At 63.7% G+C, this 13,759-nt stretch carries 12 protein-coding genes; 7 read left to right on the top strand and 5 right to left on the bottom strand.

The genetic code is table 11. From position 1 onward, the window contains the following. Nucleotides 1-739: 739 nt before the first annotated feature. Nucleotides 740-2,869, top strand: coding sequence for a TonB-dependent receptor (locus tag HV773_RS26480; RefSeq protein WP_175197183.1), 2,130 nt, complete (start codon nucleotides 740-742; stop codon nucleotides 2,867-2,869). A gap of 2 nt (nucleotides 2,870-2,871) precedes the next feature. Next, nucleotides 2,872-3,714, top strand: a complete 843-nt coding sequence (modA, locus tag HV773_RS26475) for a molybdate ABC transporter substrate-binding protein (RefSeq protein WP_175197182.1) — start codon at nucleotides 2,872-2,874, stop codon at nucleotides 3,712-3,714. Nucleotides 3,715-3,821: 107 nt separating this feature from the next. Here the strand turns inward: modA and HV773_RS26470 are convergent, their stop codons facing one another. Next, on the bottom strand, nucleotides 3,822-5,447 hold the full coding sequence (locus tag HV773_RS26470) for an ABC-F family ATP-binding cassette domain-containing protein (protein ID WP_175197181.1): 1,626 nt from the start codon (nucleotides 5,445-5,447) through the stop codon (nucleotides 3,822-3,824). A 173-nt stretch (nucleotides 5,448-5,620) separates the two neighbouring features. Between HV773_RS26470 and HV773_RS26465 the strand changes: the two genes are divergently transcribed. From HV773_RS26465 to HV773_RS26455, 3 genes are all read left to right on the top strand, one after another. After that, nucleotides 5,621-5,782 carry a hypothetical protein gene (locus tag HV773_RS26465; RefSeq protein WP_175197180.1) on the top strand — a complete coding sequence of 54 codons (162 nt, stop codon included), beginning with the start codon at nucleotides 5,621-5,623 and terminating at the stop codon, nucleotides 5,780-5,782. A gap of 120 nt (nucleotides 5,783-5,902) precedes the next feature. Continuing rightward, nucleotides 5,903-6,964: a DMT family transporter gene (locus tag HV773_RS26460; protein WP_175197179.1), complete on the top strand. Its 1,062-nt coding sequence runs from the start codon at nucleotides 5,903-5,905 to the stop codon at nucleotides 6,962-6,964. Between the two features lie 128 nt (nucleotides 6,965-7,092). Next, a complete protein-coding gene (locus HV773_RS26455; RefSeq protein ID WP_175197178.1) occupies nucleotides 7,093-7,482 on the top strand; it encodes an SRPBCC family protein in 390 nt (129 codons plus the stop codon). Between the two features lie 60 nt (nucleotides 7,483-7,542). Here the strand turns inward: HV773_RS26455 and HV773_RS26450 are convergent, their stop codons facing one another. The 4 genes from HV773_RS26450 to HV773_RS26435 all read right to left on the bottom strand — a co-directional run bounded on the left by HV773_RS26450 (nucleotide 7,543) and on the right by HV773_RS26435 (nucleotide 11,682). Beyond that, the gene (locus HV773_RS26450) at nucleotides 7,543-7,758 is read right to left on the bottom strand and encodes a DUF3079 domain-containing protein (protein WP_175197177.1); all 216 of its coding nucleotides are present in this window, start codon (nucleotides 7,756-7,758) and stop codon (nucleotides 7,543-7,545) included. Between the two features lie 237 nt (nucleotides 7,759-7,995). Continuing rightward, a complete protein-coding gene (locus HV773_RS26445) occupies nucleotides 7,996-9,450 on the bottom strand; it encodes an MFS transporter (protein ID WP_175197176.1) in 1,455 nt (484 codons plus the stop codon). Between the two features lie 121 nt (nucleotides 9,451-9,571). Then, nucleotides 9,572-10,726 (bottom strand): CaiB/BaiF CoA transferase family protein, encoded by a 1,155-nt coding sequence (locus tag HV773_RS26440; protein ID WP_175197175.1) that lies wholly within the window; start codon nucleotides 10,724-10,726, stop codon nucleotides 9,572-9,574. Between the two features lie 20 nt (nucleotides 10,727-10,746). Then, nucleotides 10,747-11,682 (bottom strand): hydroxymethylglutaryl-CoA lyase, encoded by a 936-nt coding sequence (locus HV773_RS26435; RefSeq protein WP_175197174.1) that lies wholly within the window; start codon nucleotides 11,680-11,682, stop codon nucleotides 10,747-10,749. Nucleotides 11,683-11,846: 164 nt separating this feature from the next. Here HV773_RS26435 and HV773_RS26430 point away from each other — a divergent pair, with 164 nt between their 5' ends. Then, nucleotides 11,847-12,785, top strand: coding sequence for a LysR family transcriptional regulator (locus tag HV773_RS26430; RefSeq protein ID WP_175197173.1), 939 nt, complete (start codon nucleotides 11,847-11,849; stop codon nucleotides 12,783-12,785). 52 nt (nucleotides 12,786-12,837) lie between these two features. Beyond that, the gene (gcvA, locus tag HV773_RS26425; RefSeq protein WP_175197172.1) at nucleotides 12,838-13,725 is read left to right on the top strand and encodes a transcriptional regulator GcvA; all 888 of its coding nucleotides are present in this window, start codon (nucleotides 12,838-12,840) and stop codon (nucleotides 13,723-13,725) included. Nucleotides 13,726-13,759: the final 34 nt, after the last annotated feature.

The following is a 13,759-nucleotide window of genomic DNA, read 5'->3' as shown; positions in this document are numbered from 1 at the left end:
CTGGAAGTCGGCGATGAACCAGTTTGCTATCCTGTTTGGCGACCGATTCACGCAGGCGCGCGGGTAACGATTCCTTTAACCGCCTCGCCCACAAAAATGCGGACAGGTTCCTGGACGCCGACAAACCCGTGCACATGCGGGATTTTCTTGACTGGCTGCTACTCACCGGAGCGGAGAGCACGAAATTGTCGCTGGGGTGAAACGCAAAGCCGCCATGAACCAATTCGCTATCCGCTATGAGGATTGCTTCGCTCGACCATCCGTGTGAATCTCAACCCGCCTTGAACACGGAAATTCTGACGCACCCCAAGAGTAGCGACAAAAACATTAGAACAGCCAAACCCGATATTCGCACATGGCCATTCTCGAATCTCCGTAATCGATTTATATCTGCCGCGTCAATTCTTCCCGCTAGCGTCGCCGACCCGACTGACGGGAGCCTTTTCCTACCCGCGCACCGTAATCCAGTGTCACGAGAAGCCCATTTTTCCGGGTTATTTGATAATAAATTTAATTATGTAATTTATATTCATAATTAACTTGATATAAGGAATATTCAATCTCAAAGACACTGCTACATCGATCTGCAAAACTTCTGCATTTCCGGCCAATAAGCCATATTGATGAAATAAACTCATAACTCACCCCCACTACATACGTCACGGCTCCAGTCGGAGCTTGCGCACTTCGATATATTCGGTTAAATATAGCGCGCCGCTATTTCGCAACGACAACCTGAATGACACCCCTCTCTCGATACACCCCATGCACGCTTGCGCTCGTCTGTGCAGGAATCGTTGCAACCGTCCCGGCTCACGCGCAGGACTCCAGTGCTCAACTGGCCCCGATCGTCATCACCGGGGTCACGCCCACGCCTTACTCTTCGTATCAAGTCGATCAGGCCGTGGTCGGGCCGTTGGGCAAGAAGAACCTGCTCGATACGCCCTATTCGATCAACGTCATCCCACAGTCGCTAGCCGAGAATCAGCAGTTGCGCAGCGTGCAGGAAGCGTTCAGCTTCATCCCCTCAGTGCAAGGCATGAATATCCGGCCGCAGACGCGCGGCATGCAGGCCGGCGTGGTCCAGAACACACGCATCGACGGCATGAACATCGCCGCGACAACCGACTATCCGATCGAACAATTCGACAGTATCCAGGTGCTGAACGGTCTGGCCGGCGCGCTCTATGGTCCGGCCAGTCCAGCGGGCACGTTCAACTACGTGCTCAAGCGGCCGACCGATAAGCCGCTGCGCGAATTCACGTTCGGCTACGAGTCAAACACGCTGTTTACCGAGCGGGCGGATCTCAGCGGACATTTCGGCAACGACGATCGCTTCGGCTACCGGCTCAACCTGCTCAACCAGAACGGCGAGGGCTATGTCGCGGACAGTCGCCTGCGCCGGGAGCTGGCGAGCCTCGCGTTCGATATCCGGTTTACGCCGGACACCAGGCTCGAAACCAATTTCAGCACGTACCACTACCTGGACACCGGCTTTCCCGGGACATTCGCCCTGGCGAAAAACGTGTTACTGCCCGCCGCGCTGAACCCAACGACGGTTGGCTACGGCCAGTCATGGGCCGGCGACGACAACGTCACGAACATGATGAGCGCCACCCTGAAGCACGACTTCAACCCGGACTGGCACTTGAGCGCTGGCGTGCTGCGCGAGACAAGCGATCGCGCGTCGACCGTGCCGACGCTCACGCTCACCAACAACAAGGGTGCCTATACGGAAACGACGGCGACGACCACGTACAGTCTCGACCAGGTGATCAGCAACACGATCACCCTGAACGGCCACGTCGCGCTCGCCGGCCTGACCCATGACGTGTTCGTCTCGACCACGGGCTTCTACTGGAATCGATACACGCCTTATCAAACGGGTGCGATCACGCTCGGCACGGGCAACCTCAGCAACCCGACGATCTTTGCCCAGCCCCCATTGCCCGACTTCTCGGATCGATATCGCTCCGTCAGCACGTTCCAGCAATCGATCAACGTCGGCGACACGATCGGTTTCAACCAGCACTGGTCGATGCTGCTGGCCGCGAGCCAAAGCTGGATTCACGCCGAGAACTACAACTCCAAAGGGGCAGTCAAGAGCAAATACTCCGCCGACGGCATCAGCCCCACGGTGAGCCTGATGTATAAGCCGCAGGACAACATGACCGCCTATCTCACGTATGCGGACAGCCTGCAGCAAGGCGATATCGCGCCGTCCGGCACCGTCAATGCGGGCAACTCCCTCGCACCGTACCGAAGCAAGGAATGGGAACTCGGTTACAAGGTCGACATTGCGGGCGCGAGATTGAGCGCTGCGCTGTATCGCATCGAACGGCCGTATGCGCTGGTGGAGTCCAACAATGTCTTTGCCGAAGGTGGCCAGCAGGTCAACCGCGGGCTCGAATTGACCGCAGCGGGCGCCGTCACGCGCGACATCAACATCTACGCAGGCCTTTCATTGCTGGATCCGCGTCTGCACGACACCGGCGTTGCTGCAACCGAGGGCGCGCAGATTCTCGGCCTGTCGCGCGTGGTGTTCGATGCGCTGGTCGATTACTCGGTGCCCGCTGTGGCCGGCCTCGGTTTCAATGTCGACATGAATTACGCGAGCCGGCGTGCCGCCAACTATTCGAACACCGATTACGCGGACGGTTACACGATCTTCAATCTCGGCGCGCGCTACCGGACAAAGATCGCCACCAAAGCCGTGACGCTGCGCGTCGGGGTCTATAACGTCACCAACCAGCACTACTGGGCCAACATCACGCCGGCTGGTCAGAACGGCTACACCGGCACCGACAGCGGCACTGCCACGCTCGGCGCTCCACGCACGGTTCGTGCGTCAATCCAGATCGATCTGTGAACATGAAAAAAACCCAAGCCATCCTGCTGCAGGCCTTGCTGTCCTCCACGCTCGCCGCAAGCACTTGTCTCGCAGTTGCACAGCAGGGGCCCGCGGCGCCGGTCATCACGATTTACACGGCCGGCAGCATGAGCGGCGCGCTGGGCGCAATCACGCGCCAATACACGCGCGAGACCGGTCAGCCGATCCAGCTCGTCAGCGGGCCCGCCGGCGCGTTGCTCGACAGAATCGAACATTCAGCCAAGGCGGACATCTTCGTTTCCGCGAACATGGCGCATCCGCAACGGCTCACCGCGGAAGGCAAGGCGGCGCCCACGGTCGTCTTCGCGAGAAATCGCGTATGCGTGGCGGCGCGCCCGGACGTCGGCGTGACGACCGGCAACCTGCTCGACAAGCTGCTCGATCCGAACATCAAGATCGGTACGTCGACGCCAAAGTCGGACCCGGGCGGCGATTACGCGTGGGAACTGTTTGCCAAAGCGGGCGCCCTGCGTCCCGGGGCAACGCAGACGCTCGAAGCGAAGGCGCAGCAACTGGTTGGGGGCGCAGTCGCTCCTCAAGTGCCGGCGGGCCAGAATCCGGTGAAATACTTCATGGCGACGCGACGCGTCGATGTCTTCATCGGCTATTGCAGTTCGCACGAACCCACGCCCGATACGACGCTGACGCAAGTCGAGCTGCCGCCGGAGCTCGCCATTTCCGCCGACTACGGAATGACCGTTCTCGATTCGCAGCGCAACGCCGCCACGCGCGATGCCGTTTATCGGCTCGCGCTATATCTGATGAGCCCCGCAGCGCAGAGCGTGCTGACGCGCTATGGATTCACAGCTGTTGCGCCGCAGTAGGAGGCACGAGGCAGACGTTCGTCTCGACGAGCGTCGCATCAACCCTGCGCTACCCATACTAAAGATTGATGGTTCCCAAACTAGTCGAATTACGGATTCGGACCTGGTCAAAGCGGCGTCATCTTCCAGCCCTCCGGTGTCGCCTCCAGCCGGTCGGTCAACTCGAGACGCTCCAGCAACGCCTCGTCGTGCGACACCACCATCAGCGCGCCGCGATAGTCGCGCAACATGGCTTCCAGCGCCTGGAGCGAAGGCAAATCGAGGTGATTGCCCGGTTCGTCCAGCAGCAGAAGCTGCGCGGGGGGATCGGCATGAATCGCGCAGGCGAGCGCGGCCTTGAGCCGCTCGCCGCCGCTCAACAATCCGCACGGCACCGCGAGCTTGCTCGCATTCAGCCCCAGTTGCGCGAGCCGCGTGCGCAACGCATCTTCACCCGCCGTGCGGTTGGCCTCGCGCATCTGCTCGATGACCGTGCGTTGCGGCGCAAGACTCGCGAGCCGCTGGTCGAGCCACGCACTCGCCACTCGCACCGAGCGGCTCCCGGCAAGCGGCGCGAGTTGCCCCGCCAGCACTTTGAGCAAGGTCGATTTTCCGCTGCCGTTCGCCCCCGTTACGGCGACGCGCTGCTGGCCGTGCAAGGCCAGGCGGATTGCGCGCGTCGCGGCAGGCGCATGCGGCAGCACGATGTCGTCGAGTTCAACGATCCAGCGTCGCGCCATCCCGGTTACGGGCGTTGAGCGCATGACGATGCGCGCGTCGTCCGCGACCGCCATTGCCGCTTCGCGGACGTTCAAGTCCCGTTGCTCGCGCGCGGCAGCATGTTGCACGCGCAACTTTCCCGCGGTGCTCTCGCTTCGCGCCTTCTGGCGATCGAGCAGGATCTTTGCCTGATTGGCCTCGCGCCCATGACGCCGCCCCTGTGCTTCGCGCCGCTCTGCGCGCTCACGCTGTTCGCGCAGCTCGAGCGCGGCACGGCGGCGTTCGAGCTTGCGACGCTCGAGCAGCGCGAGTGCGCCCGCCTCCTCTTGCGCTCGCCGCTCGACATAGAGCGCATAGCCACCGCCGTAGCTGCGCAGGCCCGAGGCCGACAACTCGACAATGCGCGCCATGCTATCGAGCAGCCGCCGGTCGTGACTCACGACCACGAGCCCTTTCGGCCAGCACTGCAACTGACGCATCAAGGCTTCGCGGTTCGGGCGGTCGAGGTGGTTGCTCGGCTCGTCGAGAATCAGCCAGTCGGCCCGCGAAAGCGCGGCGCCCGCAAGCGCGACGCGCATCGCTTCGCCGCCGCTCAGCGCATGCGCCGGCGCCTGCGGATCCAGATGCCCGAGGCCGCAGCGTTCGAGCTCGGCCTGCAAGCGCTGACGCAAATCCCAGCGCTCGCCGAGCGTGTCGAAGTCTTCGGGGGCGCCGTCGCCGGCTTCGATGCGCGTTAATGCGCTGAGCGCGTTCTGCACGCCCGCGAGAGTGGCGACGCTCGCGCGAGCGTCGTCGATCTGGACTTGCTGCGCCAGATAGAAGACCTCGCCCGCGCGCGTGCAGCGTCCCGCCGAAGGCGCGAGACGGCCCGCCATCATGCGCGCGAGCACGCTCTTGCCTGCGCCATTGCGGCCGACGAGACCGGTGTGGCCAGTATGGTGCGCATCGAACGATGCGTTGAGGTCGGAAAAAAGGGGGCTGCCGTCGGGCAGAACAAAGGAAACGCCTTCCAGCGTCAAAGAGGGATTCGTCATAGGTCGATGCGTGCCGTGGATGCCAGATATTCCCCTCGCTCAAAATCGGCAAACGACCGACAAGCGACCGACAAGCGATCGGCATGGAGCCGGCAAGAACCTGCGAGGGAGCGCAAACAAGGGCCGTCGGGGGCGACGGCGGCATCAATGACGCATGGGACGAAATCCTCCAGATGGAAAAACTGGAACGTCTGACATTGCAAATTCGCTTCGAGTTCCCTACGAATTCCCTACGCGATGCACGCGCCCGTAACGCCAGTGCCGAGAAAACACAATTGCGCGTGCTCCACGTCACACGCATCGGCGATAATCGAATGCTCCCTCTTTCTCTATGACGTGGCCGCGCAACCGCGTCGACAACTCGATCGTCACGCCCCATCACACCGTCTGGATCGTGACCGAGGACGCGGGCCGCTGGGGCATCTAGCAACGCTCGTACTGATCGCAGAACCGATATGAAATCGCATCTTCACGCCATTGCCACGGCACTGCTGGCTGCCGCGCTGTTCGGTGTGGCTACGCCGCTCGCCAAGGCGCTGCTCGGCACGCTGCCGCCTTTCATGGTCGCGGGCCTTTTCTATCTGGGCAGCGGCACCGGCCTCGCGCTCGTCATGCTGGTGCGGCGGCTCTGCCGGCGCGCAGGCGAACCGCCCGCGCACGCGCCGCTGCGTCTGGCCGAAGCGCCCTGGCTCGCCGGTGCGATCCTCGCGGGCGGCGTGGCCGGTCCGGCGCTGCTGATGCTCGGGCTCGTCACAACGCCCGCCGCGACCAGTTCGTTGCTGCTCAATCTCGAAGGCGTGCTCACGGCACTCATTGCGTGGGTTTGCTTTCGCGAGAACTTCGACATGCAGATCGCGCTAGGCATGGTGGCTATCGTCGCGGGCGGCGTGCTGCTCTCGTGGAACGGGCCGCACGCGGGGCTCGCGCCGGGCGCGCTGTTCGTGGCCGGCGCCTGCCTGTGCTGGGCCATCGATAACAACCTCACGCGCAAGGTCTCCGCCAACGACGCCATGACCATCGCCTGCCTCAAGGGCCTGGTGGCCGGCCCGGTGAATCTGGCCGTCGCGCTCTGGCTCGGCGCGCACTGGCCCGGCGGCGCGAGCCTTGCCGGCACGCTGGCCGTGGGCTTCGCGGGCTACGGCGTGAGCCTCGTGCTGTTCGTGATCGCCCTGCGCAATCTGGGCACGGCGCGCACGGGCGCGTATTTTTCGGTGGCGCCGCTGTTCGGGGTCGCGCTCGCGCTGCTGCTCTGGCCGCAGCGTCCAGCGCCGACGTTCTGGGCCGCGCTCGCACTCATGGCCTTTGGCGTCTGGCTGCACGTGCGCGAGCGCCACGAACATTCGCACACGCACGAAGCGCTCGATCATACGCACCGGCACCGCCACGACGCACACCATCAGCACGAGCACAACTTCGACTGGGACGGCACCGAGCCGCACACGCATGCGCATCACCATGTGCCGCTTACGCACACGCATGCGCATTATCCGGATGTGCATCACCGGCATTCGCATTGACGGCATTCCCGAGATTCACCGCACAGAGAACGGTATAGCAATTTTCCCCAGGCGCGCTCACGGGCGTGTGAGCACAATCGCCTTACGACGGACGCCTGCATGCGGGCATGGATGAAGGAGACAATGCGATGGTTTCTCTTTACCGTGAAGTTCCTCTCGAAACCGATGCGGCCAGTGCGTGGGAGACGCTGCGCGATTCGCGCAATCTCGCGCGAGTGTTCGCGGGCGTGCTAACCGATGTGCGCGTGGAAGGCGACCTGCGCACCGTGACGTTTGCTAACGGCAGCGTAATAGAGGAGCGAATTGTGGCCGTGGATGACGCGCACATGCGCGTGGCCTACGCCGTGCGCGGGCCGAACTTCGAGCAGCACGCCGCTTCGATGCAAATCGTGGATGAGTCCGGTGGACGCTGCCGCCTGGTGTGGATCAGCGATTTCCTGCCGGACGACCGGCGCGCCATGGTCGAGCCGCTGATGGACGCGGGCTGCGCTGCAGCCGCGCGGAATTTGGGAAGGTAAAAAACCGCGCGCAAATAAAAACGCGAGCGCCAATGCGCTCGCGTTCCGGTGTGTTCTGCGTCAGTGCTGCGCGTTCGTGGTGGCCGAGACGTCTTCGTCGGAGGCCTCGAAGCCCCAGTCGCCGTAATCGAGCCAGTCGTCGCCAAGTAATTCGATCGGGTGCTGGGTGCGCGACGAACCATTCCCGCAACTGAGCGAACTAGCGGGGCAATAACGGTCGCAACCCCAGCAGATGCGTTCAGGATGCTTCGGATGCAGCGGAATTTTCTTGGCCATGGCGGTGCTGAGACGGCAAATTTATTGGCAACGAAATTGATTTTAGGACACGCGTCCGAACGATCCAGAGACGCATTGCCGCATTCCCTCTACGCACCAAGCCGCACCAAGCGGTCATGCAAGACAACATGAATTGCCGGGTGCAAATGACATCGCGATCCGGTTCCAAATTTGCCGGGATTGCCCCGGATTGGCAGTTAGTTGCACTTTCCGGGGCGCACTACGCACCCATCCTCATTAATTCGACAACTCGTCCAGCGAAAGGCCATTGGTGCGCGGTCCAAAGGCGCCAATCGAAACCATCACGACGAGCATGCAAATCGTGATGCCCGCGAACACGCCATGCACACCGAAGTCGCGCAGCAGCGCGGCGACAATGAAGCCCGACATCATCGCGCCCACGCGGCTCGCCGAATAAACCACGCCGTTCGCACGGCAGCGCACCCAGGTGGGAAAGAGCTCCGCCTGGTAAGCGTGGTAGCAGACCGAGATCATCTGTCCGGCGAGGCTGATCAGAATGCCGAGCACGATCAGCGCAGCGGCGCCGCGCGCCTGGGCAAACCACAGCCCGAAGACCACCACCGCAAGCGCCGAACCGACGATGAGCCATTTGCGCTCGATGCGGTCGGCCACCGGCATGGCGAGCAGCGGGCCGCACGGCAACGCGGTGGCGATCACGAAGGCATAGAGCAGGCTCTTCGTCACGGTCACGCCCTGCCCGATCAGGAGTGTCGGCACCCAGTTCGCAAACCCGTAGTAGCCAACGGCCTGGCACAGATTGAACGCGATGAGCATGACGAGCCGCGCACGGTAAGGCGGCCGCCAGAGCTCGGCAAGCGACGCGCGCCGGTGCGTGGGCAGCGCGAGCACGGCTGCGGGCGCCGGCAGGTCACGCCCGCTCTCGCGCAGCGCGCCACGCTCCAATCCTGCAATGATCCGCTCGGCGTCCTCCGTGCGCCCGTGGGTGGCGAGCCAGCGCGGGCTCTCCGGCACCGCGCGGCGCACGAACCACACCAGCACGGCACCCAGCGCGCCGGCCAGCACAACCCAGCGCCAGCCGTCGACGCCGAAAGGCGCGATGGGCACGAGCCACCACGAGAGCAAGGCCGAAGCCGGCGCGGCCGCGAACATGACGGCCTGGTTGAACGCCATGGCGCGCCCGCGCATCCGCTGCGGCACCATCTCCGTGACGTAGCTGTCGATTGTGACGATCTCGATGCCCACGCCAATGCCCGTAATGAAGCGCCACAGGATCAGCCCTTCTGATGAATGCTGCATCGCCATCACCACTGAGCCGATCGAATACCACAGCAACGAGAACGTGAATACGCTTCGGCGTCCGAATTTATCGGGAAGCCAGCCTAAAAACAGTGTGCCCACGAATAACCCGCCAAAGGTCGCGGCAACGAATGCACCGATGCCGTTGAAGCCGAAAAAGCTCGCCGTGGTGGTATGCAGTAGGCCGCTCTTCGCCAGACCCGGCGCGATGTAGCCCGTGAAAATGAGGTCGTAGACTTCGAAGAAACCGCCCAGCGAGATGAACAGGACAAGCTTCCAGATCTGCCGCGTGACGGGTAGCCGGTCAAGGCGAGCGGACAACGCTTGTGCCGCCGTGTTTCCAGCAGCCGTTGCGCGAGCGGCCGCCGCCTGTGCCGCGTCGGGTGACTCGGCCGTGGTAAGGGTGCGTTGCATGTCTGTCTCCATGTCTGCCGTGCGTGCGACATCGCTCGGGCGATTGCCGCCGCAGGGGCTTCGTTATGCATGCTTGCGCGAGCTGCCACAGCCCGCGATGTGTCACGGCGAACGGGCGCCGCTATGGCTTCTCTGCAATGCCGCCTAGCCGCGCGAGCACTTCCTCCGTGTGCTCGCCCACCTTCGCGAGCGGTTGGCGCACGCCGGGGCGGCGGCCATCCATCAGGAGCGGAAGCAGCACGACCTCGGTGGTCTCGCCGTCGTCGGTCTGCATCGGCGCGAGTCCGCCGCTCTCGCGCAGATGCGGGTCGTCGAATAGCTGGTCAGGGCGCACGATCGGCGCATAGGGAATGCCCGCCGCTTCGAGACGCGGCGTCAATTCGTTCGCGTGCACCGTCTTGAGCACTTCGCCGAGACGCGCGAGCAATTCGGGCCGCACGGCCACGCGCAAAGCATTGGTGGCGTATTGCGGTTCATCGGCAAGATTCGGATAACCAATGACCTCGCACAGCGTCACGAACTGCTTGTCGCTTACCGCGCCGATAAAAAGCTGCTCACCTTCGGCGAGCGTGAACACGTCGTAGACGCTCCACGCCGAGACGCGCGAAGGCATGGGCGGCGGCGCTTCATGCGTCATTGCGTACTGCTGCATGTGCTGTGCGCTCAGAAACACGCAATTTTCGAAGAGCGCGCTCTGCACTTCCTGGCCGCGTCCGGTGGCGTCGCGCTCGCGCAGCGCCGCCAGCACGCCAATCGCACCAAACATTCCGCCCATGATGTCGTTCACCGAGGTGCCCGCGCGCAGCGGCCTGCCCTCCGGTCCCGTCATGTACGACAGCCCGCCCATCATCTGCACGACCTCGTCGAGCGCGAGACGGTTCTCATAGGGCCCCGGGAGAAAGCCCTTGTGCGAAACGTAGATAAGGCGTGGATACCGCTGCGAAAGCGCGGCGTAGTCGAGCCCGAGCTTGTTCATCAAGCCGGGGCGGAAGTTCTCCAGCATCACGTCGCTCTGCCCGATCAACTCGATAGCGGCGGCACGGCCCTCCGCCGTGTTGATGTCGAGCACGACACTTTTTTTGTTGCGGTTGAACGAGCGAAAAAATCCGATGCCGAGCCCCGGCAAATTGCGCGTCTTGTCGCCGCCGGGCGGCTCGATCTTGATGACCTCCGCGCCGAGATCGGCGAGGATCATGCCGCACGTCGGGCCCATGACCATGTGCGTGAATTCGACGACGCGCACGCCGTCGAGCGGAAGCCGCTTTTCTGTGCTCACAATAACCTCAGGATAGCGAATTAGTTTGCGTATGCAGCATGAAATGTCTTCGGCAAGCCCGCTCGCCAAAGCGTGCCGTGCAGCGTTTCGTGCGCTAGCCATTGCGCCACTTGCGCACGCAATGCAAGCAGCGCCTCGATGTCGATGCCGGTCCGGATGCCCATCCCGGCCAGCATGAACGCGAGATCCTCGCTCGCCGCATTGCCGCTCGCGCCCGGTGCATGCGGGCAGCCGCCGATGCCGGCGAGCGAGGCGTCGAAGCGTGTAACGCCCGTTTCCAGCGCGGCAAGCACGTTGGCGAGCGCGAGGCCGCGCGTGTCGTGAAAGTGTGCGCACCAGAGCCGTTCGCCCGCGATGGCGTGCGCCGCTCCGAACAGCTCGCGCACAGCGGCAGGGTTCGCGTAGCCGACCGTATCGGCGAGGCTCACGCGGTCCGCGCCCGCATCGAGCAGCGCCTGCATATAGCGCAGCACGTCCTGCGCTTGCACCTGCCCCTGCAACGTGCAGCCAAACGCCGTGCCGATGCCGCCTTCGATCAGTGTCTTCGCGCCCGCCGCGTCGCGCGCGGCGCGCATGCGTGCGACTTCGGCCACGACTTCATCGGGCGTCTTGCGCAGATTCGCGAGGCTGTGCGCCTCGCTCGCGGAAAGCGGCACGAGCATGAGATCGGCGCCCGCCTCGATGGCGCGCTCGGCACCCTTGAGATTCGGCACCAGCACCGAGACGAACAGGCCCGGCAGCCGCCGCGCGAAGTCGACGAGTTCAGCCGTATCGGCCAGTTGCGGCAGCAAGCGCGCGGGCACGAACGAACCCACCTCGATCTCGCGCAGGCCGGCCGCGTGCGCCGCGCGCAGCCACGCGCATTTGCGCTCAGTGGGCATCACGCTCTGGATGCTTTGCAGGCCATCGCGCAAGCCGACTTCACGAATAACAGCGCACTCGGGGAATGGGGGCATGAAGTGTCTCCATCAGCATTGGGGGGTATTTTCCGGTTCATTCCCAGCTATATGGGGAGCCGGTGCTGTGCTAACTTTAGTCATTCCGGGAGATACATAAAGCGGTATTTTGGAACCGCTGCCATTCCAAACCAGAAACACAATGGAGAGAGACGGAGCAGCGCATGCACGACATCGACATCAAGACCTTGCGATTGCTGGTTGCCGTGTGCGAGCACGGCAATATGGGCCGCGCGGCGCGCGACGAGCACATTGAGCCTTCGGCGATCAGCAAGCGCATCGCGCAACTGGAGGCAAGCCTCGGCGTGCCGCTACTCACGCGCTCGCGGCGTGGCGTACAGCCCACGCCCGCGGGCGTCGCGCTCCTCGAGCACGCGCGCAGCGTGATCTTCACGCTCGAACGCGCGCTAGGCGACATCGCGGCGTTCGGCAGCGGCTTGCGCGGCAGCGTGAGCGTGTGCGCCTCCGCCTCGGCGATAGCCGAGGCACTGCTCGACGACCTCGCCTCGTTCATGCGCATGCAGGAGCACCAGAACATTCGCGTGAACGTGGACGAGCGCACCTCCAGCGAACTGCTGCAGCGTGTGCGCGACGGCGTGGCCGCAGTGGGTGTCTGTTGGGACAACGTGGAACTAGCCGGCCTCGCGTCGCGGCCATGGCGCGAAGACCGGCTCGCGCTCGCGGTGCATCCCGATCATCCGCTCGCGCGCCGCAAGTCGGTCGCATTCGCCGATACGCTCGACTACGAGCACGTGGGCCTGCCGCCCTCCACGGCAGTGCATACGCTGTTGCAGCGCTCGGCGGCGCGCAGCGGACGCACCATCGACTATCGTGCGACGGTGTCGAATTTCGATGCGGCGTTCCGTGTGGTGGCGGCGAATCTGGGCATTAGCGTCGTGCCGCAGGAGGTCGGCCAGACTTACACGCGCATCATGAACGTGCGCATGATCGCGCTCTCCGATGCATGGGCGCGCCGGCGCTTCATCGTCTGCTTTCGCGAGTTCGATGCGTTGCAGCCGGCAGCGCAGCGGATGGTCGAACATCTCGTCATGCGGGCGGAATCCGGGCGCCATGCGCCGAATCGGGAAACACGGGATTCGTGAATGCCGCGCGTCGTTTACACTTCCGGCATTACGGCCCCACGATGATCTTTCAATGAGGCATCTCCCGCCCCTGAACGCGCTGCAAATCTTCGAAACGGTCGCCCGCTACGGCAGCTTCACGCGTGCCGCGGAACACCTGTGCGTCACGCAAGGCGCGGTGAGCCGGCAGATTCTCGCACTGGAGGAATACTATCGGCTGCCGCTGTTCCGCCGCTCGCCCAAGGGGCTCACGCTCACGCCCGAGGGCGAGCAGTTGCTGCCTTCCGTGCGCGACGGCTTTGCACGCATCGAAGAAGCCTCGATGCGCCTCACGCGCCAGCGCACCGAACTGTCGTTGAAAGTGCCCACCTGCGTGATGCGCTGGATGCTGCCGCGCATCATGCGCTTTCAGGCCGAGCATCCCGATCTACAGGTGCAGATCACGACGACCTGGCAACACGAAGCAGACTTCCAGGCCGAACCGTTCGACGCCGCCATCATCTATGCGCAGGCACCCGGCGCGGGCGTTCATGCCGTAGCACTCTTCGACGAATACCTCACGCCCGTATGCGCGCCGGAGCTGCTGGAGAAGCACCCTATCGCGCACGCCGACGACCTCGCGCAACAAACCCTGCTGCACCCGACGCGCGACCACCGCGACTGGAAACTATGGCTATCGCACGCGGGCGCGCAGCACGTGAACGCTCACGTGGGCCCCACCTTCGAATCGCTCGACCTCGCCAGCAGCGCCGCGATGCAAGGGTTCGGCATCGCCATTGGCGACCGCACGCTCGCCAGCGAAGACCTCGCTGCGAACCGGCTCGTGATGCCCTTCGGCCTGACCGTGGCGACAGGCTGGCGCTACTACTTCGTCTATCCCGAGTGCGTGGCCCGGCAACAGAAGGTGCAGCGCTTTAGCGAGTGGATCGCGCACAATCGGGAACACCCCACCGCGGGTTGATCCGCACTCGAAACGAGGGAGCCGGAGTGACGCG

Origin of the sequence: Paraburkholderia caffeinitolerans (assembly GCF_902859945.1) — a bacterium.
GTDB lineage: Bacteria > Pseudomonadota > Gammaproteobacteria > Burkholderiales > Burkholderiaceae > Paraburkholderia > Paraburkholderia caffeinitolerans.
The sequence above is the reverse complement of the archived record's forward strand: the minus strand, read 5'-3'. Positions and strand labels throughout refer to the sequence as shown.